A 26,124-nucleotide genomic window follows, 5' to 3' on the forward strand; every position below is an offset into this window, starting at 1 on the left:
ATAATCTGTAGTTTCGCTAAAATAAGTTGACTATACATTGCTCATAAATTTATTTCTTGAGTAATTTACCATTGTCGCGTGATGCAGATAAGCGCCCTCCTCTACACGTTAATAAAAAATCGCCAAACTGCGCATTGTTACGGCCTCATGGCGACTTAGCTTAATGTTAAATTTTGTAATTTATGAGGGCGATTTATTTTATAACACTTTTTTGACTAACTAAGTTGTATCTAAGAGGCTTTGATGTTGTTACGTATTATAATTCAAGCCACGTCGTGCTCAGTAATGTGTGTGATGAACTCACGCACCTCTTCAGCTTGTGTAATAAAACCTGTTATAAGGTTACCAAAACTGGTCTCATCAATCTGACTTATCGTTTGCTGAAAACATAAACGCACTATATGATTTTCATCTATCGCCAGCCAACAGCCTCGCATAGCAGACATTTCAAAATTCAACTGCAGTAAAAGCGCATAAAAGTTCTGTCCGGCCTGATGTTCAGCGTTGATTAACTGGCAATGAAAAAGCAGGCAGTCACTTTGGTCTGGAACCTCCAGCACTGCGGCTTCATGTCCCTGCGTGTTATACAATGCGCATACACCTTCTTTAAGGTGCAACGTTGTATTGCAGCTCGTGGCAAATTGCTGTAATAATGCTTCAACTTTTTTTTGAGAAGGTGTCATTAATTTACTCCTGAATATTGTAATAACCTGTAGTGACTGATGAATTAATCATAATGTCAGCTTTTCATTTCAAACCCTTCTTTTTTAAGCTCAGACAAAGCAGAGGCTACGTCTGGATTTGCTTTAGCAATTTCGCCTTCCAGGGTAAAGCGCCTGGGTGTGTCTTGATCTTGCCCATATTTGAAATTAATGGTGCCAATATTACGTCCCATACTTAGACCTGCACTGTTGCTAGCCCCGAGTAGCAATGCGGGCATATTAAAACCCTCGCTTTTACTAACACTCTGACTGACACTGATTGAACGGATGCGTAAGTTATTACGATCCTGGAAGAGCAGCGCAAGTTCTTCACGTCCCACCTTACCGTCCAGAATGGCTTTTTCCGTTTGGTCACGCAGGCCATCTTTGAGCTCCATCGAAACGCTTGCGCTGGTGAATGGTGAACTTTGCAACTTTTGGATAAGCGCCTTAAGTAAAGGGTTGTTAGCCATCATATTACTAATACGGGTTGCGCTGGTCGGCGGTAATGCTGCATTGAAATGATGATGTAAAATATCGAAAATGCCGTTTTCATCTAAACGAGAGAGGTTGGTGTATTGCGTGGTATGTTTGGCTGAACCTAATTCCATCATATTACTTTCTGCTGCCCGTTGGCGCTGAACTAATTGTTTCAGACTTCGCACTGCTTCATAACGGTCATCGCCAACGACATTATTATAGCTGAAATGTCGATCAAGGCTTTTCAGTTGCTCAGCCGGATCGGGATTTTCTTGATTTTTAAGAGATGAAAGTAATGTAGTACTCATACTGTCTTTAAAATGCTTACCTAACGTTGAAATTAACTCGTCGATATCGTTTTGAGAGACGGGATCAGCATGTTTCATTTCAACGCTGATGCTTTGTGTCGTGCGATTATCCAAAGCCAGCGCTGCTGAAACATTAACTGACATAAATGCAGGGAAGGTTCCAGATTTTTTTTCTGGTTTTGTTGTTCCATCCTGACTGACGCTGGCACCGCGGATAAAATCATGAGCGACGCCCGCACTTAACGTAAGGTTGGCACCTATATTAGCAGAATTGAAAAATGTAGGCCGGTTGTCACTGGCCGAAACCGTATTCCCAAGCTGGCCGACTGTTGTACTGCGCTCGCTTCTGGCTGAAACAAGATTGGCTGAGGCGCTCAATCCTGTAGATGCACGGAAGGTGGCGGTATCGGGTTTGCTACCGTCGGCGGTGATATTGATACCGGCACGGAGATCTGACGCGGCCGAAACATCTATGTTAAAGACCAGTTTGCTCCCCTGTTTCATCTGATGCTCAATCCCTTTTTTCATCAGATCTACTGGGGTCAATGTGCCCTGAATCATCCCATTCAGAAATGAGGGAAGCTCATCTTCTGTGAGTTTAAAATTGAGGCTGTTTTGTAGCGTGCGCTGCATGTTGCTACTCAGGGTGGCACCGATACGAAAATCCGGGCTGATTTTATGTTTTTTGCTCAGCCAGTCACTGGCGTTTTCGGCGGTGGTTTGGGTGCCGGTCATATAAGGTAATAAATCATGTCCTGTAGAAACAGAGAGGCTTCCTGTCACTCCGCCGTCGCGGGCAAAGCTGACATCGAGTCCGCCATCAGTACGACCAAACGTGAGATTATAAGCCCGATCCAGAGTGATGCCCGCGCCGGGTACAATCGGTACCGGTATTTTTTTTATAGTGGGAACAAAGGCCGTACTGAGGCCACCACTGTATGCACGACTGAAACTCATACTTTCACCCGCGTTCAGGGACAGAAGCGTATCCTTCAATTTCTTTTCCAGGCTGGCGTTTCCTTGGGTTTCCAGTACGGTGCGAGTGGTCAGGTTTACGCCATGATGCTCTTTTCGAAACGCGTTGATAAAAGCTTTTACCGCGTCGTAATTCGCCTCCAGTGCGGCATTATGGGTAAAGCCCATGTCGGTAAACTGTTTTACCGGGTTTGCTTCGTACTGGTTTTCACGCAGGGCCTCAAACTGTTGATGTAGCTGGGCTATCTGGCTGGGGTCGGGATTATGCCCCGATATCAGTGCTGCCTTATCTACAAACTCGTGCAACTCACCAAGGGTAACGACATCCAGAATAAGCCGGGATTTTGTCAGTGCGTTCTCATCATTAGGATCTCGGTGGCGTCCCAACGGTATATCACCTTTCTGGTGGCTCATATTGAGACCTGACGTGACAAAATGGCTTAGCAATTTTTGCAATTTACTTTGAGGGGACGGAGAGGCAGCACGAACGGCTTGTTCCAGACCTTTACTTAAATCCCTGCCAGAGCGGTTAACGTTAAAGCTTTGTATTGCCGCTTTACTGATCGGAGGTTTGAATTTTTCATTGATTTGACCGTTGCTGGTCAGTACGCCTTGATGCTTTCCTAGCAATATTGCTGCTTGTGTTGCGCTGTTTTCAAGTTCTTCACGGAATTGCTTTATGTTTTTAAGTAACGTCGCACCCTGCTCCCCAAAGTCCAGTGCGTCCAGTTTGCTTTGCAAATCCGTTTGCGCACCCTTGTTTCGTACATTTTGAGATTCCAGTTGCTTAATCAGCGCGCCTTGCATTTCATAGACGGCACTCAGGCCTCGCCGTCCTTGCCATCTGTGTTGAAGATTGTATGCAATATTTTTCAGAGGACGCGGTGTAGCCATGGTAGGATTAAATATATAAGCACGCACCCTTTCAGCGAATTTACTCTTTATTTGTCGGTTTTCCCTCCCTGTCTGGCCGGCAAGCTGCGCTGAAGCCTGTATTGTTAGTCCGGTCCCCGGAATTAGCCCACCTTTCATATCCTGATTGAGTCTTGCAAATACACGCTGTGAATCGCGCAGACCGGTTTCTAATTGCGTGGGTTCAGATGCGTTTTGAGAATGCCATGTTTCACCTCTTAACTGGTAACGGCTGCCGTCGAGAAGTACTGCAACAGGATGAAAATGAGCGTCAGTTTCGATACGATCTATTCCGCTCTCACCTGGTGGCATTGTCAGTTTTTGCCAACCTCTCCCTGACTCACCCTGCTGCCAGTGTTCACGTGCCTGGCGAAATATCTCTCCTTCGCGGGTCACTGCATACAAATTCTGCTTTTTATCGAGATGAATATCTTTAAGAGTGCCGTTCAGCCCTTCCTGACTCAGGGTTCGCGCGGGACGTGCTAATTGCTGAGCGCCTGGTTTTATTTGAAAAGACCGGATATCGCCTTTTTCAGATAAGGCAAGATAATTATTCACGCCAACAACAGCGATAGCCTGCGCTTTATCCGTTTTATCCAACCCATGAAGTGCCGTTCCCGGTTCCGGTTTATTGCGAACATGAGGCAATGCGAAGAAATTATCTCTGCCCTGGCTAATGGATGAGGTTGACTGATTAATATTCAGGCGCTTGACTTCACCCTCTTTCAGAATATATGCGCCACCGTCGAGTCCTTTTTTTAACTGCTGACAGCCCGCCTCTGCTTCTGTCCAGCCCCTGGTAAGCTGATCAAAATAGTGCACTTTGCCATCCTGCAGCGTCAGACTGCCTTCATGCCCCAGATTAACGATTTCATGAGGTGCAGGATTAATATTATTCAGCCCGAGCTGATTGTTTATGATCAGCGCATCACTCAAATTCCAGCCTGCATGAAACTGATTGTCGTCAGCCAGTGGGCAAGCATGCATCTGTCGGAAGTTATCTTTTACCAGCGCATTGACCTGTCCGTTGTCATCAGTAAAAAAACCTTCAATACGGTGATCGTGGCCAAAATGTTGCTTAAGAACATTTTGCGACATGGGATTCATGGGCAACTCGCCATCTTTAATCTGTGATAGCTCGCCGCAGTATAATTTCCCTTCGCTGTCGGCAGCAAAAAGCCTGCCGTCCTTTAGCGCGATCGACTGGGTTTCAAGATGTGGCTCACCACGCTGAAGCATTTGCATGGTGTCAGCCAGATGAAGACTGAACGCTATACGCTCACTGGAAACCGCATTTGCCGAAGGCATCAGACAAATATGGTGGGGGCTTTCTGTATCAGTCAGAACAGCGACTTCCCCGTGCTCACTGACAGCAAATGACTTAATCTTGTCGACAAACCTTTCTGATACGTGATTATCGGAAAGATTGTGAAGTGCCCGGCTATCCCGTACGGCGTAGAGTTTGCCATCCCCCTGAACGGAAAGCTGGCTATACGGCGTTTTATCCGACGTTTGCCACACTCCGACTTCATTATTTAAATAATGGATTTTGTCATCATGAATGCGGACCCATTGGTTTTCCTGGTTCATCTCCCCTGCTACAGAATGTCGCCAGATACCGCTGAGGTAAGCATGGTGGATGTCGCCGGGAGGATTGAGATGCAATACTTTCTGACCTTCAGCTCCCCTGTCCAGGATTAATTTTCCATTATCATTTACCAGTTTAATCGGTTCATCACTGTTTTTGGACAACTGCATTTTTACCGTTGAGGGCAGGCTGTTATGAAAAACGCTGTAACCACCCTCATGACTTTTGAGGTCAAACAAGTGCCCTTGTTCATCCAGCAGCATATGATGGTTGCCCTCTGCGCTGGCTGTGTGTGCAACATAGTGTTGCCCCTCCTTGCCTAAGGTTTGTTCCAAAAGCGTATTCATTGCAGTGGGATTACTGTCAGCAAGCCGTAATTTACCTTTATCCAGCGTCAGGCTAAGCGGGCTGACCGGTGTATTTTCCAGAGGTGGTGGAGTCTGAAGCGGCTGTATTCTTCGGTTTGCCTCAGCTTCCGCGGTATTTTCTGCAATAGCGGGTAATGTAGGCCGGAAGCGGTGAAGGCTTGTCACATCCCGGCCTGTTTTTAGTATTCGTGAAGGATTTTCTCGAGCATCAAGATGCCGCTGCGGAAGCTGTTGTTCGGGCTGAGTTGCATCAACCTCTTCCGTTATTTCTGATGTTGTGGATGGAATGGCAGGTAAAGGCGCTCTCGCGTCCATGACTGATGATGTGGTAGCTCCCTGAGAAAATGGTCTCGTTTTGTTCAAGATGTTTTGACGCATCTGATTGAAATTGTTCAGTTGATGCTTAATATCGATGGCAGACGTTTCACGTGGGTCTGCCTTTGCGACAGGCTTATCGCGCATGTCTTCCACGCTGTGACGTCTTACACCGGGAGAACGGGTCAGGCGCGGGGAAGCGGCTGAAGGATGGGGGGCTTGAATCTCACCGTCCTGCTCTGGTTGTGCCAAAAAGTCACCCAGCGTGGGTCTCCGAATCCGACTGCTTTCCGGAACATTTGAGCCAGGGTTTGTGGGTTGGGCAGGGGCCTTTGTTGTTTTTTTAAATCCGAGAAAATTTTTTAAACTGAAGCTTTTATTTTTTTGCCGGGCAGCACCATTTTCACCATCAGCGGATAAATGCTGACGAATAGCGGGCATACTGGCAATGTTTTTACCCTCGCTGGCTAGCGTTCCGCCTGACGCCTGAGGGGCGCTGCTGCTGCTTCCCTGTTGCAGTGGCGGGATTGTAGAATTATTAGGATTTTCGACATTCTGAACGGTTGTTTTCTTTTCTGTTGCGTGCAAATTCAGTCTCATAATCCGCCCTCGCCATCAGGTCTTCGCAAAAAAACATTAATTATCTTTATGTGGTGAGTTTGCGTGGACAGTTCCACTTTGTTGAATAAAGCCTCAAGCGAAGGATGAACAGTATTTCAGAACGTGTACGCAAAATTTTTTCCCTATAGTGAAATGATATTTATGGCGCGTGTTCTTATAACGATGAAATAAGGAATGCGTGAGAATGATGATTAGCGGTCCGAGGGGGGAATCATTGCTGGCAAGGGGCACCGGGCAAATCGTGAAGTAACATGATTTATCTACCCGGAAAGACTTTCGCGGAGCCAGGATTTATTGCAGGTCCGTAAAATGGGCAGGCAGAAACTCCCTGCCTGCCTTATGGTGCTTTATGCCGCACTCAGTCTGGTCAGTGCCATATTGTTTATGGCATCTCCCGTCAGGGTGGCATCAATACCCATTGATGATCCGCCTGCGCCACGTGCCTGAAGGTTGATGTTGCCATTATCGCCAGCCATAGCGCTTTTGATGATGCCTTTGGCTTTATTAAATTGCTCCATGCTGGCAGGCGTCATACCGTCATCGTCTGGTTGACTCAGTGCTTCAGCCCAGGATTTCGTATCGGTCTTTACTGCCGAATCTGCGTTTTTTTGGTACTGGGGTTTGCCAAAAGTTTCGGGATATTGATCCATAAACTGTCCCACTTCCCTGGCCAGCGCGCGATCCTCTTTGTTAATAAAAGAGCGAGTACTGCTATCGCTGTGTGTACCAATATTGTTCAGGGCCTCAATGCCCGCTTTCATACCGACACCGGTACCGATCGCATTACCCAACTGCTGAAAGTCAGCAGGACCACTCAGATCCTGTAACCCTTTTCCGCCCAGTCCATTACCGCCACCAAGCCCCATGCCTCCATCCAGTCCACCTTCGGATCCGTTTTCAGCAACCTGGCTCAGGCCTCCTCCCATAAAGGCAGTCAGGGCATCCGTAACACCTTTTTTATATGCATTTTGCTCATCCTGAGAAGGTTGACGCCCTGCGTTGCCTCCCGATGCGCCATCCTGATCGCCAAACAGGCTTTGCGTAATATCGGCGAATATTTTCATCAACTGTTCCATCGGACTCATACCGGATGTTTGGCCAGCGCCTGACAGAGAATCATCACCCGTCTGGGTCGGATCAAGTCCCAGCGACGAACCAACCCCCGTAGTACCTCCAGGTGAACCACCCGATGTTCCACTCAGCGTGTTCCCGGGTGCCGAGCCTGAACCACCGAAAGGTGAGTTCCCCAGGCCGCTTCCCATCCCAGTGCCTGAACCAAAAAGGCTGCTAAGGCCGCCGCCGCCCATCATGCTCATCATCATCATCATGCCAGTGAGGGCAGCTGCAAGCAGATCGATGCTTTCATTGTGACCTTTCCCCTCGCCCAGCCCTGGCTGGGAAAGTAATCCCAATCCGTCGGTACGTAAATCCGTTCCCATCAAACCATTATTGCCACCCAAAGTAACTTGTAGCGCAGATGTGCCCAGCGGACTCGTATTCATACTCATGTCCTCTTCCTCTTTGAATAAGTGATGATTACTTTGCATACGGAGCGCTATGTGAGTGTCCGGGCAAAGCTTTTATTAAGTGCCGCTATCGCGGTGCTGGTTCCTGTCTGAAATGAAAATAATCACACGTGATGGGGGAATTTGACGTTTACAGGGCGTGACTTTCGTTTGGGTCAGAAGAACGAAATTTGCAAATAAAAGCGGCACAGCGATGTGGAAAAAAGCTGTAAATACAAAGCGTAGTGGGTTAGCAGAGGTAGGTGGAAGATCATAAAAGATGAAACTTACTCAGATCCAGACTTCAGTTTCGATGCCGGCTAGCTGAAAAAGTTGTGCAATCTGATGCTTGTCATCAGCGCCCTCTTCCCTTAACTGATACCAGCAAGAAAGTATGTTCTCACTGTTCAAACAGAGATAACAGCCATCATAGTAATCCGGGTGCTGCGCGCGGCGGCGCAGCAATCGCTGAAAAATTCCGGGAGCCTGAAAAGGGGGATACAGGTTAAGCATCAATTCACGTCCATGAGTACCGCACAATACAACAAGTTCTACCCCCTGAAGCACTGTCCAGCGGCAGTTTTGTTGAAGTTTGAGCACGTCTAGCACAGCAGAAAGTGAGTTAACCTGAGGGCAAGTTTCATTCATTTACCGAGACCTGAGTATAGTCCGCAGCGTTGTTGCGTAAATCGGGTTGCCACCAGATAACCAACTGATGTGGGCTGGACTGTGGACGACAGTCTGAGGATGTACAGGACAACCCTTTATCCTGCCGCGAAGCGCAGCCAGCAAGTAAAAATGCGGCCACCAGAAGAAGGTAAGCAGAAGATTTAAGCATATATTTAGCCTTAATGATTTATCAGCGATTCTCGTGTCACAGCAATATTACGATGTGGTTGTAGGGCCATGTAAACTTCTGCCGATTCACCCGGTGCCAGGGAACTGTGCGGCCAGACAGCCACCGCCAGTGTCCGTTTGCCTGCGCAACTGGCTTCGTTAAAGCGCAGTGTGTTATGCGTGATATTGCGGACCACACCAACGCTCAGTCGTAAACTCCCGCTGTCGCTGCTGTACCACTGCCCGCGCGCGTTATCAAAAAGTAAGCCCGGGGTGGACTGGCAAATATCGTTTAAACGTTCCCCCGATGCTTCTGCTTTAAAACCTGCGGGAGTTTGTCGTTCAGCCAGATCGCGCAGGGCATTTTCCACCATATCCTGCAGGTTAACGTTACTGTGACGACGTTCGACTCGCGCCATGGCGTCACTTAACTGCTGACGGTTATCTGCGGAGACATAGCGTGTGGGATCTGTTTGATCACCGATCAGACGCGGGGTAAGAATAAACAATCGCTCACGCTGAGAAATTTCATGCCGTGTTGACGTGAAAAGCCTCCCTAACCACGGAATATCTCCCAGCAAAGGAATCCGGCGGTCACGTTCACCACTTTCTTCGACATGGAATCCACCTAACACTAGGGCGCGATTTTCGCTTATTAATGCCTGGGTGCTAACCGTACCGCGTTTAACGCCGGTTGCCTGGCCGTCGTTGTTGGTTTCAACGTGCCCATCTTCAATATCAATCACTAACTGAATACTGGCATGGTCCTGATGGCCTACTGCACGCGGCGTGACCTGAAGACTGGTGCCTGCCGTGACTGGCTGAATATCCGCAACGCGTTCACCTGTTGCAGTAATGTAAGCGGTCTGGCTGAAATCAATGACAGCTGGCTGATTTTCAAGTGTCAGCACCGACGGGTTGGCGACAATCGATGCGGTACCTTCTCCTTCCAGAGCCTTAATATCGGCAAAAAAACGTTTAAAATCACTGACGAAAAGCGTACCGCTGCCTGACATTAGTGATGTACCGCCAGTTACGCCACCTAACGTTGCCTGCCAGTTTGCTTCCAGTCGATTAAGGGCGGTACGATCGATATCAATGATGACTGCATCAATTTCTACCAAATTTTGCGGTATATCGATCTTGTTAATAAGCTGCGCGTATTCTTCACGACGCTTATCATCATCCCTGATAAGTAATGCATTATTCCTTACGTCTGCAGAAATGCGGCCACTGAGATCGTCAACGCTGTTATTATCTCTGTCACCCGGTCGGTTAGTGTTGTTCGCGTGATTAGAGAGACGAGCCAGTAATGACTGGGTGTTTTGCATCATTGCAGCGTTATCCGCTCCCCCTATCGTCCCCTCAGCCCCGCTGGCGCTTACCGGCGCGGCACGCTTACCGTTCATCAACTCATTAAGCATTGTGGCGACACCGGGAATGACCAGCGTTTGATCCCGGTAATGAATAGTCCTGTCCGCAACCGAAGCATACTTAAGGGGAAAGGTCATCACCTTCCGCCGATCCTCTTTTTTCTGTCGCTGTTCGCTGAAACGTTTAACCAAAGACAGGTATTGTGGCGGACCTGTCACCAGTACCACCCCATCATCAGGTAGCTCACCCCAACCGAATCGGGGATCGAGCAGGCCAATACCACTTAAGGCCTGTTTAATATCAGGCGCGGCATCCGGGGAAATTTCGAGCCGCTCAGAGCTTTGTTCATCTTGTGGGCTAATGTAGAGAGTATTATTGTAAACGAACCATTGAAAACGGTGCTCCAGGGCTAACCGGTCCAGGAAAGCGCTTGCGCTGTCGGCGCGCATCTTGCCATTGACTTCCGTGTCTTCGATATTCCCCAACTGCAAATCAACTCCATGCCCGTCAGCAAAATCTTGAAGTAAAGTGGATAACATAGTGTGATCGGCGGAATAGGCGTAAGACTGGTCTTTCCAGTCAGACGGCGTCTGAGCACATAACCGAAACGTGGTGCACAGCACTAAGACCGCGCATATAACTCGCCAGCGCGATTGAGGTTCGTTAACCATGATCTCCCCTTGATAAAAAAGCCATGCTGTGTAATGGCACGGAACAATGGGTTATTGCTTTTTTTTGCAGTTTTTGTAGCAAACTCTGCCAGACATCTCGTTGATTAAGCAGAGATTCCAGTTGTTTAGCTATTTTTTCTGAGTGAGCCTCATGGAGACGCAAAATTAAGACCAGACTGTTATTTTGCAAGGCTAATGCGGCCGAATCCCGTCCGTAATGACGCAGTGCAGGGGCTGAGAGGCGCAATGCTTGCGCCAGAAACATTTCATCCAGCGGTACTTTATTTGTTAACTCAGCAAGCGCAAAAAGCTTCCCTCCCCGTTGCTGTAACCAGAGAAGACCATCATCGACCTTGCATTGATGGTCTTCGGCGGGGTTAGTCAAAAAAGATCGCACCCAGTGCTGCAATTTAGTTGATCTCGTTGATGAGGGCTTTGATTAAACCATGTTTGACGGTCAATTCTTGCGTGGCTGCCCAACTGGCACTGGAAAGGCCCATGCTGGCTTCAAAAAAGGCAAAACTGTCAGCTTGACTATATCCCTCACTGGCATTCATGGTGGCTTCGTCAAGCTGGTTTTTCGCACGTTCAAACTGATTGTCTAAACGCCGCTGAATCGAACTCAGTGATGACATACATACCCTCTCATTTTGGATGTTCCTGTCATTGAGTGGCAGAAAGTGCAAAACGGTTCCTTGAAAAATAGCTTTTTAAGGCGCTTGTTGTTCTACCGGACAAGGTTTTAATTGCTGCGAAGCCAGCTGCCAGTCGAGGTATAATTCACCCTGTGGTGTAACAAGTTTCAGGCTGTCTGGCGGAAGGGACTCTTCTGGCTGCAGTTGCCAGTTCAGGTGTGAATAATTTTCCAGCATTGTCGCAATGGACGCCTGTTGAGAGGGATGGCAGCACAGCGTAGCCTTATCTGTCTGCGTTTTTTCAAGCAACAATTGTCGCAGCAGTCCCTGGAGGCGCTGTGATTCAGGGACTTCCGTCAGCAACTGTTCCAGGGCCTGTTCCAGTACGACGTCCATCACAGAGAGCACGTCTGACTCCCACTGCTGTTGCTGCTTTTGCCAGTGCATGAACATCGTGTCTGCCCGCTCCCAGAACGCTTCCTCTGCACGCTGCCGAACCAACAGTGAAGAAGCTTCCGCTTCCTGTTCTGCGGCCGATATTATTTTTTCTGCTCGCTGATGGGCCTCCTGAATGATTGTCCTGGCCTGCACCTGCACGGCGAGCTGATGCCGGGAGATCACTGGTGCGAGATCATCTTTGCCATTCACCAAATCAATATGTCTGCGTATCAACATGGGCATTCCTGCCTTGCATACCAGAGAACGGCCTGCCAGAGCGGTCGTAAGCGTTCGGGAAAGGTTTCAATGTGGTGCAGTTTTTCCATCTGATTTACACGCTCAGCATTAAAGGCCAGGCGCAGGCGCTGCCAGCATTCCGGGCCAGCGCGTAGACGCAATAACCATAAGCTCGTAAGATCTGGGCAACTGGCGGGTAAGTCTGTGGCTTGAGTAAGCCAGAGTCCAGGGCGCAGTCCCTGAGCAATGCGACGACACCAACGTTGTTGTGTTGGTTCGAGCAATGCGAGCGCGCAATCCCGCCAACATACTTCTGCAGCAAGTAACATTGCCAGCTGCCGCTGCGACATCGTCAGTTCCAGCCATGCCAAAATTTCAGCATCGACCGGTGCGACTTTATTACCTAGCTTCAACTGCTGGCAGATTTGCTTGTGGTGGGTCCTTGCCAGGGCACTAAGACGCGCCTCATCCAGGTCATAAAATGCCGCATAGCGCCAACTTTTATCGGCGGTTAACCAGCTGTCGATGCACCACCACCGTAGCCACCGCAAACGCGCATCGTCTGAAAAAGACATATCACTCACCCTTTTCGTCCGACTCTGTTTTTTTACGTTGGTGATAGCGCCGCCAGTAGGGTAAGCCTACAGATGCAGCCACGGCCAACAGAATCAATGTACCAATAGTGCCACTCAACCAGGTTAACTGTGTCGCCCGCTGAGGCGTTACGGTAAAAGGGCCGAAAGAGACTTCCGATGGCTTATCCTGATACGTTCCCGCCGGGACAAAAACAATAGCCAGATCTTTTCCGGGCCGCCCAGCCAGCCCGGGTAGGCTGCTGGCTACCATTTGACGTATACGTGGTTCAATGACATCAGGATCGAGTTCAGGGCGATACTTAATAAATACCGCCGCACTGGCGGGTAAGATCGGTTCGCCCGGCGCAACGCGTTCCGGAAGCACCACATGCACCCTGGCCACAATCACGCCGTCAATTTGACTCAGTGTCGATTCTACTTCCTGCGACAGTGCGTAAATGTAGCGGGCACGTTCCTCAAGCGGCGTAGAGATAACGCCATTTTTCTGAAAAACTTCGCCCAGATTGGTGCGCGTGGGTCGTGGTAAACCTGCAGCGTCCAGAATATGCACGGCACGGTTCAGGTCTGCAGTATCCACCATTACAGTGATGCCATCTTTGTTCGTGTGTTTTTCAGCCTTGATGTGGTAACGACCCAGTTCCGCTGCGACTTCATTGGCATCGTTTTCCGTAAGACCATGATTGAGTTCTACCTGATCATTGCAACCGAACAACAGCAACACTGACATTAAAATCAATGATTTGAGAGGAAATTTAACCATGCGAATTATTGGAGATTCGTCAGTTTTTCTAGACTCTGGACACTCTTACCAATCAGTTTTGCATTGAGGAGGCTTTCAAGATAGTAAGATGATAAGGTGCGGTTAGCATCCATGACGCTTTTTGAGTCAATGCTGCGTGAGGCTTTAGCGAGAGCCCTGTCGGCCTGCTGAGATTCCTTGCTTGCCGCTTGCGTCAGATCAGTAAGTTTGTTTATCCATGAATGATTATCCGGAACATCAGCTTTCTTCGCAGGCGCCTGCAACGCTGTTCTAAACCATGAAGCATCTGCAATGCTGGTGTCCGCCAGACTGACGTCATTATTTTCAGAATTCATGACCAATGAAGAGGATGTGCCGGTATTAATTTTCATTGTTCGTCCTTATCTCTGGGAAGAAACGGGCGCAGCTTTAAAGCTGACGCCCGTTTTAATAATCAGAACTGAATGGCTTTTGCCGCATTATGACCGGAGTTGATTTCTTTGGTCGCAGAGTCCATTTTTCCATCCAGAATGGAGTTCTGAGTATCCATTTTCATTTTAGCTGCCTGGGCAACCGCAGACTCTGTCATAGAATCGCTCATGGCACCTTCCAGGGTTTTTGAAGCAAAACTGGTGGCACTCGACAGTGGACCACCAAGTCCCATAAGTCCGGTAAGAAGACCGCTCATAATTTTCTCTCCAGTTAATTAGGTTTATTCTCAGAACATCACATAATGTTCATGCTTTTAGTGGTGAGTCTTTTATTGCGGTTCCCTTTAATGAGATTTTTTTAATACGCCCGGATTAATCAGGTAGTCAGCTACGCCGTCAGGCAGGTATAAAGGCAGAACAGATATTAAGCTTCTTGCCGGGCTGGAAAAACGTATCGGCAAGAAGCTGACTATCAGACAATGATGCGTTGCGTTGTCACGTTGAGTAATTTGATACGGTGATAAAGCGTGCGTAGCGGCATACCTAACTCCATGGCGGCTTCATCAATGCTGTGCCCATGGCGGACCAGGCAGTCGTGAATCAGGCTTTTTTCAATGCGACGCAGTATCTCCTTCAACTGTGGCCCTTGCCGTTCGGCGTTCCGGGGAACGTTAAGGGGGGGTAATCCCAGCGTAAAGCGTTTAGCCGCCGTTTTAAGTTCACGAATATTTCCCGGCCAGCTGTAACTAAGTAAATATTCACAAAGTTCCTGCGTGATTTCCGGCGGCGTGCATTGCATCGTTGTGGCCGCCTTAGCAATGAAGTGACGAAACAGGGGGATAATAATTTCAACCTGTGATCGCAGAGGCTGTAGCTGAATCGAGACAGTATTTAGCCGAAAATAAAGATCGCGGCGGAAAGTGCCCTGCTCAACCAGCGTCAGTAGCGGCTTCTGCGTCGCTACAATGACGCGCATATTTACCGGGATAAACCGGGTACCGCCAAGGCGCTCTATGCCACGGTTTTCGAGTACTCGCAGTAATTTGGCCTGCAGGGATAATGGCATGCTATCGATCTCGTCGAGAAACAGAATGCCGTTATTTGCTTCTTCGATGTAACCCGCTCTGGCTTGCACAGCACCGGTGTAAGCTCCATTGTTGACGCCAAAAAGTTCACTCTCAGCCAGCGTTTCCGGAATGGCTGCACAGTTAACCGCTACCAGTCTGCCTGAGCATCCTGAAAGTCGGTGGATCTTACGTGCCAGAGTATCTTTTCCCGTTCCGGTTTCACCTTCCAGAACAAGATCTATTTCCAGCGGTGCTACAGTTTCAATGAGTGAAGCTAATGAATCGTGGATATCGACAGGTTGCTCTTTCGTGAATGAGATATGCTCTCCCAATTCCGGATGTGGTCGGAATGAGTGCTCATTATTTTCAATATTCATAAAAAGTTGCCCCTCACTTATCCCTTGCATCTGACATCATCGCAGTTAACAACATACTTAAAGCCAATAGCTGAATTACATTTAATTACAATCACTATTCTTATGTTTACGAAGTGCTTACAGGGGCATAAGAAATACCATGTCAGCACAGATAAACCATCGTCATATGCTGATATCGGGTAAGGAATTGATGGAGGATTGTAAGGATTTCCTGACTAACCCTGCGTGAAATGAAAACGGTTACATAAATTTTTTAGGCATAACGTGCTGTTTAAAAAGCTTTTTTTGTAACCTGTTGAAATGATTAAGTAATAACGGTGGGTAGCATTAATTTGTAAATTAAGAGCAATCCTAAGAGATTAAATGATGACTTATCGCGTATTTAACAATGTCAGCATTGGTCTTAAACATCATTTTTTCCATCAGGCGGGCTTTATGCGTACTGACGGTTTTGTTACTGATTGCCAGAGCTTCTGCGATACTGTTAACTCCTTCTCCTCTGGCCAGCTTCAGCATAATTTGCATTTCTCGCGCAGTAAGCTGTTGATGAAGTCCTTCATTCGCACTCATATTTTCATTAAAGACAATTTGCTCGGCGAGCATTTGGTCAATAAAACGCTGTCCGCGCGCTACGCGATGAATGGCAGCCAGCAGGGTTTCAGGATCGTTATCTTTCGTGATGTAACCCAGCGCGCCACATTTAAGTACCCGTCGTGCGATCTGTGGCTCACTGTACATCGTCAGGATAAGGATTGGCAGTTGAGGGTATAGCGAGTGAATGCGGCTGATCAGCTCTTCTCCGCACAGTCCAGGCATACACATATCTAACAGTAAAAGATCGACCTGCTCATTACGCAAACCTTCCATGACCTGTGTACCGTTTCCTGCTTCGCTCACTACCACCAGACGTTCGTCTAACGAAAAAATTTGCTTTAGTCCTTCGCGCATGATGACGTGGTCATCCACAATCATTATTCGAATCGTGTTATCCATATTGTTATCCAAATCTTTACTATTATTCGTCAGGGTATTAAAGGAATGGTCAAAGTCACACGGGTTCCATTGGCAGGCTGACTTTTGACTTCTACTTTGCCTCCGATCATGCGACCACGTTCTTTCATCCCCATAAGACCAAACGCGTTATCTTTGCTCTGATTGCAATCAAAGCCACGGCCGTTATCACTCACTGTTAACACGACCAGATGAGGCTTCCGGATAACCTCTATGAGAACCTCGTTCGCCTGGGCGTGACGAGAGATATTGGTTAAAGACTCCTGCGCGACACGAAATGCGGCTGTAACTTGCTCATCATTCAGTCTTACCTCATTTTCTGGCGCGATCAGCTGGCACTGACAACCAATATGGCGATTAATGAACTCATCGCGAAGCCACTCTAGCGCGGGCGTCAGACCCATGTTCAGCACATTTGGCCTGAGGCGGGTAGCGACATTACGCACTACCTGAATCGTTTTATCAGTAAGCCCCATCAGATGAACTATTCGCTCATGTAGCAAAGGGTTATCTTTGCTGAACTGGATGCGAAGCATCGAAATACCCATTCTCAGCGACGTAAGGTGCTGCCCCAGCTCATCGTGGATTTCACGCGCTATACGTTTTCGCTCCTCTTCACGTGATATTTCTCGCTGCCTTGTTAACAAACGCAAGCGCATATGTGAATCTTCTAACTTTTTTTCAGCGTAATGAATGGCCGTGATATCACGTCCGACCAACATAACTGAGGTCAGATTGCCATTTTGATTAAACTCCGGCACACAGCGGGTATGAATAATCATGGTTCCGCTAGTAAGTGAACTGTCCGACTCTACAAGTTCCCCTTCAGCTTCAATTTTCCTGTTTACCACTTCTTTAAGAAGGCGTTCAATGTGCCTCACACAGGATAAATCCCCCTGAATCTCACGCAAAGTGCGTCCGCGAAGCTCTTCAAAAGATAACCGCAGGTGACGCAATGCAGCAGGATTGGCGTATTGGCATTTTAAATCGGGCGAGAATCGAACCACCATATCCGGTGAGTTCTCAACTAATACCCGAAACTCCTGTTCCCGAGCATAAGCTACCTGCTCTAGTTGCTTACGCTCTCTTATATCTTTTACCACGCACATACTGTAGCTTTTCTCTTCGTAAACAAATGGATTCGCACTAATCTCAACCGCTATCATCTCGCCCTGTGAGCTTTTGTGAAAGGTCTCAAAGGTGAATGGCCTGCCGCCATTTTGCTCTCGTACGCGTTTCCACATATCCATGACGTCATCGAAATCCCATTCGGGATCAATATCTGAAACGCGCATATTGAGCAATTCTGCATTGCTGTAGCCAAGCATTCTGCACGCTTCGTCATTGACATAAAAAAAACAGGTATCACTGTCAATCAGGTATACGGCGTCCCTTAGCATGTTCATGGCGAACTCAAGAAGTTTGATTGGCGTATCACTGCTATGTAATCGTCTGTCCAAATACTGCATCTCGCCTCCTTGAAGTAAACATTGTTAACCGGTCTGGGCGCAGATTCACAAGCTCAAGTCGTAATATTGAGAAGTGTCCTAACAGTGGATTAAACACACATCTCATTACAGACTGTTTCCGGTTTGTTTTACCCCGTTCAGCTTCAATAAAAGACTGACTGCTTTAGTGACACACGCGTCCGTGACAAACGCGAACGTACTGTGCCAACAGGGATGTTTAGACTCTTAGCAATATTCTGATAACTGCCGTCTTCCTCTACTAACATACTGAGCAGCTTACGTGTTTCTTTGGGCAGCAGGGCAATAGACTGGAGCGTAGAGCCGAGAATGCGTTGATGCTCTATGATGTGGCTAGGATCATCCTCCTGATTCAGAACAACATCCTCTTCTAATTCATCATAGTGGGGACGGGAAGACTGCGAACGGAAATGATTACGAATAAGGTTCAGGGCAATACCGAATACCCACGTCTCGGGTCGCGAGGCCCCCGCAAACTTATCACGGTTACGAATGACTTCCAGCCAGGTCATTTGAACTAAATCTTCCGCATCTTCTCGATGCGCAACACGCTTTCGAATGAAGTTATAAACGCGGCGTCCATGTTCACGAAAAATTTTCTCCCAATCAATATTATGTGGGGATGGAGGGTTAACGTGTAATGACTCAGTAGGGTGCAGGTTCATTTCTGACATAATACGCTCCGTATCTTAATCCATTTTTGCCGTTTGGCTTAATGGCGATAGCAAAGTCTGTGCCAGCGATTTTATTTTGTTAAGCATTTGAAATTTAAAGATTTAAATTTCATTTCCCTTCATTTTTTCGCAACTTTTTGCCGTAAGCTCCAGCTAAATCTGCAACTCATTGCAATCTTCTGTAATTAACTCTGTTGCCTGGGAAAATTTATTGGGAACCGGAGCATAAAACACGCCACATATCTGCATCAGCTTCCCTGTATGAGGTTCGCCAGGATGAAAATTGCTCCCGCTGTGCCCGGCGTTCAATCGGCGCATTTGTCTCCCAATACCGTGGTTGAAGAGGCATCGGTACCCGTTGTGAGTGCAGCGTCTTCGGTAAGCGGCGCATCATCAAGAGTGCCCGCCTCACCGCTTGAAGACGCTATGGAAGAGGTCTCAATGACGTTTGCTGAACATGTAGAGCGTAAAAACAAAGCGCTTAACCAGCGAAAAGTCGTCGCGCAACCTGGTAGCAAATCAACTCAACATATTGAACGTATTGAAAAACTCTACGAGTTAATGAAGTTGCTTGAGCACCCACAGCATGCTCAGCTGGAAACGCAGAATCAAAAAATGCAGACGTTGCTCCAGCGATCGCCTGCGCCTGACTTAGATGCTCTGCTGGATGTCGCTGGAAAGGATCCAGCCCTTTGTGACGTTTTGTTAAGACATACGATGATAAAGGGGCAGCAGACACAGAATACGTTGATAGTTGAGCGATCGCGGCACAGCATCGAACAACTGCATGAAAAGAAGGGAGCTGAAGTCAACGCAGGTTTAAATACTGCGCACGCCATTGCCAGCTTCAGTACCGATCCGCTGCAGAAGCAAGCGTTGCGTCACCTTTACTATGAGACGATTGTTCACCTGCAATCGGGTAATGCAATGCTGGATGCGCTGCTCAACCGTTTCGGCAGCGTTAATTTCATCCAGGGTCTGCGTACCCTACAGCGAGCACTTTCAGATGATATAGCAGCGCGTAGCTCTTCCATACCGAAACGCGCGCTACAAAAAATCATGGTTAGCCTGCAGGACGCCAGTCATATCAGCCAGACGCTTACAGCAAGCAAAGCTTTAATTTCGCGACTGACCAGTAAGTTGCCCGGTGTCGGCATTACTCCCCTGGATCTCACCCGTCGTTTGCTTAACCTGAGTGGCAATGGTGCCTATTTGCGTGATTTACAAAACTTAACGCGCGATGTAGCCGGCCAGCATCCTCAACATCAGGTTTTGTTTCTCAGTGGATTGGTTCCCCTACTCAGCCATTTGCCTATGGGAGTGTGGCGTGAGGACAGAAATAAAAACCGCCACCTGGCGTTAAATCTGTTACGCACAATGATCGGTGAATATGCAGCTGCTGAGCCGCGTGCGGAGCTCAAACAATCCAGGACGGCAGGGTAAATGAGTTCGTTGTTTGTCTGGTTAAATCGTCTCGCCATTAGTGCGATGCAACGCTCGGAAGTCGTAGGTGCCACGATCGTCATGTCGATCGTGTTCATGATGATAATTCCTCTGCCAACCAGTCTGATTGATGTGCTGATCGCACTCAATATATGCATATCTTCTCTACTTATTGTTTTGGCAATGTATCTGCCAAAACCACTGGCTTTCTCAACGTTTCCTTCAGTACTGCTCTTAACAACGATGTTTCGTCTGGCGCTGTCCATCTCAACGACGCGTCAAATCCTGTTGCAACAGGATGCAGGACACATTGTTGAAGCGTTTGGAAATTTTGTAGTGGGCGGCAATCTGGCAGTAGGTCTGGTGATCTTTTTGATTCTGACCGTAGTGAATTTTCTGGTGATAACCAAGGGTTCAGAGCGCGTGGCAGAAGTGGCTGCGCGCTTCACTCTGGATGCGATGCCGGGTAAGCAGATGTCAATTGACAGCGACCTCCGCGCAGGACTCATAGAAGCCCATCAGGCACGTCAGCGACGAGAGAATCTGGCTAAAGAGAGTCAGCTATTCGGCGCGATGGACGGCGCAATGAAGTTTGTAAAAGGTGACGCCATAGCAGGCCTGGTCATTGTCTTTATCAACATGCTTGGCGGGTTCGCCATTGGTGTTCTGCAAAATGGTATGGACGCCAGTGCAGCAATTCATATCTATTCTGTATTGACCATTGGTGATGGTTTGATCGCACAGATCCCCGCGCTTCTCATTTCACTGACAGCCGGGATGATTATTACCCGGGTTTCCGCTGATGGTCAGCAAGTCGATGCCAACATCGGCCGGGAAATCGCCGAACAGTTAACAAGCCAGCCTAAGGCCTGGATTATGTCTGCCGCAGGCATGCTCGGCTTTGCGCTGTTGCCCGGTATGCCCACCGCCGTCTTCATCATCATCAGCTTACTCGCCCTGGGCAGCGGTCTTTTTCAGTTATGGCGCAGTAAACATAACAGAATACGACAGGAGGCCGACCAGCTCCATTTGCAGCAGCTGGCACCAGAAGAAAATGGCTACCAGGATCTCAGGCGTTTCAACCCAACCCGCGCTTTTCTGCTGCAGTTTAGCCAGGTTCATCAGGGTGGTGAGGCTGCCACAACGCTGATACGGGAAATACGTCGTCTTCGTAATCGCCTGGTATACCGTTTTGGCTTCACGCTTCCCGGTTTCGATATCGAGTTTTCGCCCAGGCTGGCTGAGGATGAGTTTCGCTTCTGTGTTTATGAAATTCCTCTGGTGACTGCAACCTTTGGCATTCCATTCGTGGCTGTCAGGAAAAGTGATGTGGATGCCTCGCACGGTGAGGACCATGATGAAGCTGATATTCAACTCAAGCCGGGTATTGCAGACCGGAACGAAGCTCACTATTGCTGGCTGTCACCTGACCACCCACTCCTGCAAAAGGACGAAATGCGCTACTGGGCAGCCGGGCAGCTCATTATGCTGCGCATGGAGCAGGCTATTCACCAGAGCTGCGCGCAGTTTATTGGTTTGCAGGAGAGTAAATCCATTCTTACCTGGCTGGAAAGCGAACAACCCGAGCTGGCTCAAGAATTGCAACGTATTATGCCGCTTTCCCGCTTTGCGTCCGTATTACAGCGACTGGCCTCCGAGCGTATTCCGCTGCGCTCAGTCCGCACTATTGCGGAAACACTTGTTGAACATGGACAACATGAACGAGACAGTGCGGCGCTCACCGATCTTGTCCGTATTGCATTGAAAGAGCATATCTGCCACCAGTATCTGCAACCGAATGGGCTAAATGTCTGGTTACTGACTCCGGAAACCGAAGAGCTCCTCCGTGATTCTTTACGTCAGGCACAGAATGAAACCTTTTTCTCGCTGGCGCAGGATTACGGCATCAGTTTACTGCATCAAATGCGCAATGCCTTCCCTCCTTATGACACGCCACAGGCGTTAATTCTTGTCGCCCAGGATTTACGGAGCCCTCTTCGCGCGCTGCTGAAAGATGAGTTCCATGCGGTGCCGGTTATCTCCTTCGCCGAATTGACCAGTAATGTTGCAATCAATGTGTTGGGGCGGATCGATTTACAGCTATCACCGCCTACGCTGCAGGAAGATGAATCATGCATGAATTACGCGTACTGACAGGCTTGCACCGCGGTGCTGCATTGCCGCTAAGTGGCGATAAATGGTGGATTGGTGCTGATGAACATGCCGATTTGGCCCTTTATGATCCGGGAATAAAGGATCGCCACTGTCAGCTGGTAAAAACCCCGCAGGGATGGGAAGTCAAAGCCTCTGACGGGCCAGTGAAAGATAACGAAGGGCAGCGCTGCGAAGCGCTGAGCAATCTGCAACCTGGCACAGCTTTTGCCGTCGGGCATATCTGGTTGAGCATCGTTGACGCAGCGACGCCCTGGCCGGAGGATGAGGCTGAACTGCTGCATGACGCGGAGTCAGCCCACGATAGTGAACCAACTTTGGTTGAGGCTTCAGCCTCAGTTCAACCCGTCTCAGAACACCTTTCGGCGAAGAAGAGCCCATTGCCATTTTGGGCGAAACTGTCTTACATGGGCCTGACGTTGCTGCTGGTTATGATGTTAGGGACCTGGATGCTGAATACCAGCATTGCCTCGCCCTCCGCGCCACCTGCTCCAGGTAAACCCTCGCTAACGAGCGTACCCCGGACGCGCCAGATTATTGCCAGCATGTTGCTCGACCGCGGGCTTAATAAACACGTTTCTCTCACTTCAGATAATCAAAGCGTAACCCTGTCAGGCGGGGTCACCGATGAAGAAAATCAGCGATTACAACGCATGCTGAAAACGCTTTATCGCCATTATGACGTACGGTTACCGATTCATAACCATGTGGGTGCCGCTAGCGTTAAGCTGCCGTTCAATATTGTGCAAATTACCAGCGGTGCTCACGCCAACATCGTCACTGACAGTGGTCAGCGTATATTTATAGGCGATGAAGTAGACCAGTTACGTCTGGTGGCAATTAACAGCGACAGCATTGAGTTTGCAGGGCGCGAAAATATCCGGGTGAAATGGTAATGGATACCTTAAGCCAGGATTTGAAACAGTGGTCGCTGTATCACCAACAGCGGCTTGCCCGTTATAAGCCCATCAGACGTTATGGAAGAGTCACCGGCATCAATGGGATTCTTATCGAATGCAGCCTGCCGGGCGCACGTATTGGTGATTTGTGCCTCATCCAGCGCAGTGAGGGTGACGCTGTGTTGTCCGAGATTGTAGGTTTTAGTGCAGAACACATTTTGCTTTCTGCACTCGGCGCTTTAGACGGCATATCTCAGGGTGCCCTTATCACACCCCTTTATCTCCCTCACAGCATCTGCGTGAGTGAACGGCTTATGGGGAGTGTACTCGATGGTTTTGGGCGCGCACTGGAACCTGGCGGCTACAGCGCCTTCGCTGAGCCGGGCCTTCAGTGCATTACCGTACCCGTCCTGAATGATGCACCTCCTCCTACAGAGCGACCGCGAATTGATACCGTTTTGCCAACCGGACTGCGGGCGATTGATGGTCTTTTGACGATAGGCAAGGGCCAGCGTGTTGGCGTTTTCGCCGGAGCGGGTTGTGGTAAAACGACGCTGCTGGCAGAACTGGCAAGAAATTCACCCTGTGATGTTATCGTCTTCGGTTTGATTGGCGAACGTGGTCGAGAGTTGCGCGAATTTCTCGATCATGAGCTGGACGATACCCTACGCAAACGTACCATTTTGCTATGCGCCACTTCAGACCGAAGCAGTATGGAGCGCGCCAGGGCCGCGTTTACAGCCACTGCCATTGCCGAGGCGTTTCGTGCTGAGGGCAAAAGCGTGCTGCTCATCATCGACTCTTTAACCCGCTTTGCCCGTGCCCAACGTGAAATAGGTCTCGCCTTAGGCGAACCGCCGGGACGTGGCGGGTTGCCGCCTTCTGTATATACGCTTCTGCCGCGCTTAGTAGAACGCGCCGGACAGACCCGGAAGGGAGCGATCACCGCGCTGTATTCGGTCTTGATCGAACAGGACTCTATGGGCGATCCGGTAGCCGATGAAGTTCGTTCACTGATTGATGGACACATTGTGCTCAGTCGCCGTCTGGCCGAGCGTAACCATTACCCTGCTATCGACATTCTGGCCAGCCTGAGCCGGACCATGAGTAACGTGGTAGATCAGGTTCACCTCAAGCAGGCGGGGAATATCCGTAGCCTCATAGCCGCCTACAAGCAGGTAGAAGTGCTGATTCGGTTAGGGGAATATCAACCCGGTCACGACATCCTGACGGATGCTGCCGTTAATGCGAACGACACCATCAACCATTTTCTGCGCCAGACAATGCGCACTCCTGAGCCTTTTGAACACATCCTCTCTCAACTTAATGAGGTCAGTGCCCATGCGCCAGAATGAAGACGATGAACTTGCTCAGGAAAACCCATTTGAAAGCCTACAAATGGCCCTGGAGACATTGATTCCCCTACGCCGCCAGCGTTTCATACGTGCCCAGCGCGTACAACGACAGCTGCAAAATAATCTGACTGAGGCTGAGTCACAGCAACACGTTGAAGAACAGCACCTTCAGCAAGCTCAGTTGCACTATCAACGACAGCGTGAAGGCTTGCGTAAGCAATCGTGCCGGCAAACGCTCACGGCACAGGTTAACGCAGAGCGTACGGCTCTGGAGACCATGTGTCGGCAGCAGCAGAGCTGTCAGCAGTCAGAGCAACGCTGTCAACAGGTGGCTCATGAACTGACGCAAGCGTCTCAACACACGCGCGAACGGCAAAAAGATCTCGAAAAACTGGAATATTTAGCTGAACACCTGGAGGATGCATGAGAGAGCCATCGGGTTATCCAGACCGGTTACCGTCCCATAAACCTCAGCATCGGCTTGATGAGCGCGCAAGTAAGTCCACATCCGCGTCTTTCTTGCGCAAGCACGAGAGCAAAGAATCGCTGGCCACATTAGGTTCACTGTTTTTGGCCAGCACAACTTCGTACGAGCCCGTTAAGGATCAGCCGCCGGATGCATCGCCCTCGCCGGACTGGGACAGCCTTCATCAGGCGTTACTTGAACACATCGCTGACCATGCTAACGAAGACTGTGCTTTTACCCTTATGCTGCCTGAAGCAGGCGAAGTTGACGTCAGGCTCGCCCGTTGCCAGCCGGCCGGATGGGATATTGCGCTGCGCTTTTCGCCTCGCGTCTGGGATCACTGGCAGCGTCGTGAAAGACAGTGTCGCCGCCAGTTGAGTCAGTCTTTTGGTGCACCTGTCCGTCTCAGAATTGAACAGGGTAGCCTCTGATGGGCAAGATAACGCGACGACATTTCCCACTGGTGAGCCGGGCCAGTATGCAGTCACAGAATCAACTGGCGTGCAAATATTCATTTCCTTTCACGTTAGGTGATGAAGTCGGAGCACTGTCTCTTTTGCCCGGGCACCTCTCCTCTCCGATCGCCCTGACTCACTGGTCTTGTGCACTGGGAAACTTTTCCCTGGGTGACGGCATACCGCTGCTTAATATGTTGTCGCTGTCACCTTTTACCGATCAGGATGTGCAGTCGCCTGCCTGTGAGTGGGAATTGATATTATTTAATCAATACCTCAGCCCAGAACTGGCGAACTTGTTTGGTGAAATAAAACGCTGCGACAGAGCTGAAAAGGATGTGTTAAGCACGAGGCTTATTGTCAGGCTCGGAGAGCGTCGTGTGGAAGGCAGACTTTATCTCAGCCATACGAGCCTGGCACACTGGCTCAGGCAACCCGGTTGGCAACCTCAACGATATACGCTGCCAGACACGCTGACTTACGTCAGGCCGTTAGTGCTTGGCCGCATCACTCTGCATACCTCACAGCTACATGCGCTTCAGGAAGGCGATGTGCTTGTTCCCCCCGTTAACTATTTTAGCCCGGATGGAAAAGGCTACGTCAACATTGCTGGATATGAGCTGGTGGGGACACTGCAGTTGCCTCATCACTTTGTGATTACTCATCTGGAGAGAACCGCTTTGAACCCCTATGAAACTGAAGGCTCTGACGCTGTTTCCAAACGGGAACATCTTGCATCGGATGATCATGTCTCGTTAGCCATGCTGCCATTGTCGCTGGAAGTCCGATGTGGCCGGACACGCCTTACTTTAGGAGAACTGCAACACCTCCAGCCAGGCAGCGTGTTGACGCTTGATAACATGACGCCTGGCGAAGCTGATTTATATTACGGCGAGACATTAATCGCTCAGGGTGAACTTGTGGATGTGGAAGGGCAACTTGGATTACAGCTCACCCGTCTCCTGCTGACATTACAGCAGGTATGAG

24 protein-coding genes are annotated in these 26,124 nt (G+C 49.1%); 7 read left to right on the forward strand and 17 right to left on the reverse strand.

All coding sequences use genetic code 11. The features are described from left to right. Window positions 1–263 precede the first annotated feature (263 nt). From C7433_RS14890 to C7433_RS14970, 17 genes are all read right to left on the reverse strand, one after another. On the reverse strand, window positions 264–683 hold the full coding sequence (locus tag C7433_RS14890) for a type III secretion system chaperone (RefSeq protein WP_044243030.1): 420 nt from the start codon (window positions 681–683) through the stop codon (window positions 264–266). Window positions 684–739: 56 nt separating this feature from the next. Then, window positions 740–6,247 carry an AvrE-family type 3 secretion system effector gene (locus C7433_RS14895; protein ID WP_110268451.1) on the reverse strand — a complete coding sequence of 1,836 codons (5,508 nt, stop codon included), beginning with the start codon at window positions 6,245–6,247 and terminating at the stop codon, window positions 740–742. Window positions 6,248–6,615: 368 nt separating this feature from the next. Further along, entirely contained in the window at window positions 6,616–7,776 is a 1,161-nt protein-coding gene (locus C7433_RS14900; RefSeq protein WP_110268452.1) for a harpin HrpZ family protein, read from the reverse strand. 288 nt (window positions 7,777–8,064) lie between these two features. After that, on the reverse strand, window positions 8,065–8,421 hold the full coding sequence (gene hrpV, locus C7433_RS14905; RefSeq protein WP_033742582.1) for an HrpV family type III secretion system protein: 357 nt from the start codon (window positions 8,419–8,421) through the stop codon (window positions 8,065–8,067). Beyond that, window positions 8,414–8,611: an HrpT family type III secretion system protein gene (hrpT, locus tag C7433_RS23925; protein ID WP_071988803.1), complete on the reverse strand. Its 198-nt coding sequence runs from the start codon at window positions 8,609–8,611 to the stop codon at window positions 8,414–8,416. Before hrpT ends, hrpV begins: the two co-directional genes overlap by 8 nt. A gap of 10 nt (window positions 8,612–8,621) precedes the next feature. Then, window positions 8,622–10,655 (reverse strand): type III secretion system outer membrane ring subunit SctC, encoded by a 2,034-nt coding sequence (gene sctC, locus C7433_RS14915; RefSeq protein ID WP_110268453.1) that lies wholly within the window; start codon window positions 10,653–10,655, stop codon window positions 8,622–8,624. After that, window positions 10,648–11,040, reverse strand: a complete 393-nt coding sequence (locus C7433_RS14920) for a type III secretion system chaperone (protein WP_226374663.1) — start codon at window positions 11,038–11,040, stop codon at window positions 10,648–10,650. The genes sctC and C7433_RS14920 overlap by 8 nt, the downstream gene beginning before the upstream one ends. Window positions 11,041–11,065: 25 nt before the next feature. Next, window positions 11,066–11,290, reverse strand: a complete 225-nt coding sequence (locus C7433_RS14925) for a serine kinase (RefSeq protein WP_033742579.1) — start codon at window positions 11,288–11,290, stop codon at window positions 11,066–11,068. Window positions 11,291–11,365: 75 nt separating this feature from the next. Further along, window positions 11,366–11,965, reverse strand: coding sequence for a type III secretion system stator protein SctL (gene sctL, locus C7433_RS14930; protein WP_110268454.1), 600 nt, complete (start codon window positions 11,963–11,965; stop codon window positions 11,366–11,368). Beyond that, window positions 11,959–12,540, reverse strand: coding sequence for a type III secretion system protein (locus C7433_RS14935; RefSeq protein ID WP_233255790.1), 582 nt, complete (start codon window positions 12,538–12,540; stop codon window positions 11,959–11,961). The genes sctL and C7433_RS14935 overlap by 7 nt, the downstream gene beginning before the upstream one ends. A gap of 1 nt (window position 12,541) precedes the next feature. Beyond that, window positions 12,542–13,321, reverse strand: coding sequence for a type III secretion system inner membrane ring lipoprotein SctJ (gene sctJ, locus C7433_RS14940; RefSeq protein WP_033742572.1), 780 nt, complete (start codon window positions 13,319–13,321; stop codon window positions 12,542–12,544). Window positions 13,322–13,326: 5 nt separating this feature from the next. Next, entirely contained in the window at window positions 13,327–13,692 is a 366-nt protein-coding gene (locus C7433_RS14945; RefSeq protein ID WP_033742568.1) for an EscI/YscI/HrpB family type III secretion system inner rod protein, read from the reverse strand. 62 nt (window positions 13,693–13,754) lie between these two features. Then, window positions 13,755–13,988 carry a hypothetical protein gene (locus tag C7433_RS14950; RefSeq protein ID WP_080752824.1) on the reverse strand — a complete coding sequence of 78 codons (234 nt, stop codon included), beginning with the start codon at window positions 13,986–13,988 and terminating at the stop codon, window positions 13,755–13,757. A 215-nt stretch (window positions 13,989–14,203) separates the two neighbouring features. Continuing rightward, window positions 14,204–15,175: a sigma 54-interacting transcriptional regulator gene (locus tag C7433_RS14955; RefSeq protein WP_033742565.1), complete on the reverse strand. Its 972-nt coding sequence runs from the start codon at window positions 15,173–15,175 to the stop codon at window positions 14,204–14,206. 351 nt (window positions 15,176–15,526) lie between these two features. Then, on the reverse strand, window positions 15,527–16,168 hold the full coding sequence (locus C7433_RS14960) for a response regulator transcription factor (protein WP_033742563.1): 642 nt from the start codon (window positions 16,166–16,168) through the stop codon (window positions 15,527–15,529). Between the two features lie 29 nt (window positions 16,169–16,197). Then, window positions 16,198–17,655 carry a PAS domain S-box protein gene (locus C7433_RS14965; protein ID WP_110268456.1) on the reverse strand — a complete coding sequence of 486 codons (1,458 nt, stop codon included), beginning with the start codon at window positions 17,653–17,655 and terminating at the stop codon, window positions 16,198–16,200. Window positions 17,656–17,798: 143 nt separating this feature from the next. Then, window positions 17,799–18,347, reverse strand: coding sequence for an RNA polymerase sigma factor (locus tag C7433_RS14970; protein WP_052310157.1), 549 nt, complete (start codon window positions 18,345–18,347; stop codon window positions 17,799–17,801). Between the two features lie 276 nt (window positions 18,348–18,623). Here C7433_RS14970 and sctW point away from each other — a divergent pair, with 276 nt between their 5' ends. From sctW to C7433_RS15005, 7 genes are read left to right on the forward strand one after another with little or no spacing between them, the layout of a single operon-like run. Further along, the gene (gene sctW / locus C7433_RS14975; RefSeq protein ID WP_110268457.1) at window positions 18,624–19,790 is read left to right on the forward strand and encodes a type III secretion system gatekeeper subunit SctW; all 1,167 of its coding nucleotides are present in this window, start codon (window positions 18,624–18,626) and stop codon (window positions 19,788–19,790) included. Then, window positions 19,791–21,944 carry a type III secretion system export apparatus subunit SctV gene (gene sctV / locus C7433_RS14980; protein ID WP_110268458.1) on the forward strand — a complete coding sequence of 718 codons (2,154 nt, stop codon included), beginning with the start codon at window positions 19,791–19,793 and terminating at the stop codon, window positions 21,942–21,944. Continuing rightward, window positions 21,923–22,858, forward strand: a complete 936-nt coding sequence (gene sctD, locus C7433_RS14985; RefSeq protein WP_033742551.1) for a type III secretion system inner membrane ring subunit SctD — start codon at window positions 21,923–21,925, stop codon at window positions 22,856–22,858. The genes sctV and sctD overlap by 22 nt, the downstream gene beginning before the upstream one ends. Beyond that, window positions 22,852–24,216, forward strand: a complete 1,365-nt coding sequence (locus C7433_RS14990) for a FliI/YscN family ATPase (RefSeq protein WP_110268459.1) — start codon at window positions 22,852–22,854, stop codon at window positions 24,214–24,216. Before sctD ends, C7433_RS14990 begins: the two co-directional genes overlap by 7 nt. Beyond that, complete coding sequence (locus C7433_RS14995) at window positions 24,203–24,643, forward strand: hypothetical protein (protein WP_050505023.1); 441 nt, start codon at window positions 24,203–24,205, stop codon at window positions 24,641–24,643. The genes C7433_RS14990 and C7433_RS14995 overlap by 14 nt, the downstream gene beginning before the upstream one ends. Continuing rightward, window positions 24,640–25,113, forward strand: a complete 474-nt coding sequence (locus tag C7433_RS15000; RefSeq protein WP_110268460.1) for a type III secretion system HrpP C-terminal domain-containing protein — start codon at window positions 24,640–24,642, stop codon at window positions 25,111–25,113. The genes C7433_RS14995 and C7433_RS15000 overlap by 4 nt, the downstream gene beginning before the upstream one ends. Next, entirely contained in the window at window positions 25,113–26,123 is a 1,011-nt protein-coding gene (locus C7433_RS15005) for a FliM/FliN family flagellar motor switch protein (RefSeq protein ID WP_110268461.1), read from the forward strand. Before C7433_RS15000 ends, C7433_RS15005 begins: the two co-directional genes overlap by 1 nt. Window position 26,124 lies beyond the last annotated feature (1 nt).

Origin of the sequence: Pantoea sp. PNA 03-3 (assembly GCF_003201175.1) — a bacterium.
Taxonomy (GTDB): domain Bacteria; phylum Pseudomonadota; class Gammaproteobacteria; order Enterobacterales; family Enterobacteriaceae; genus Pantoea; species Pantoea stewartii.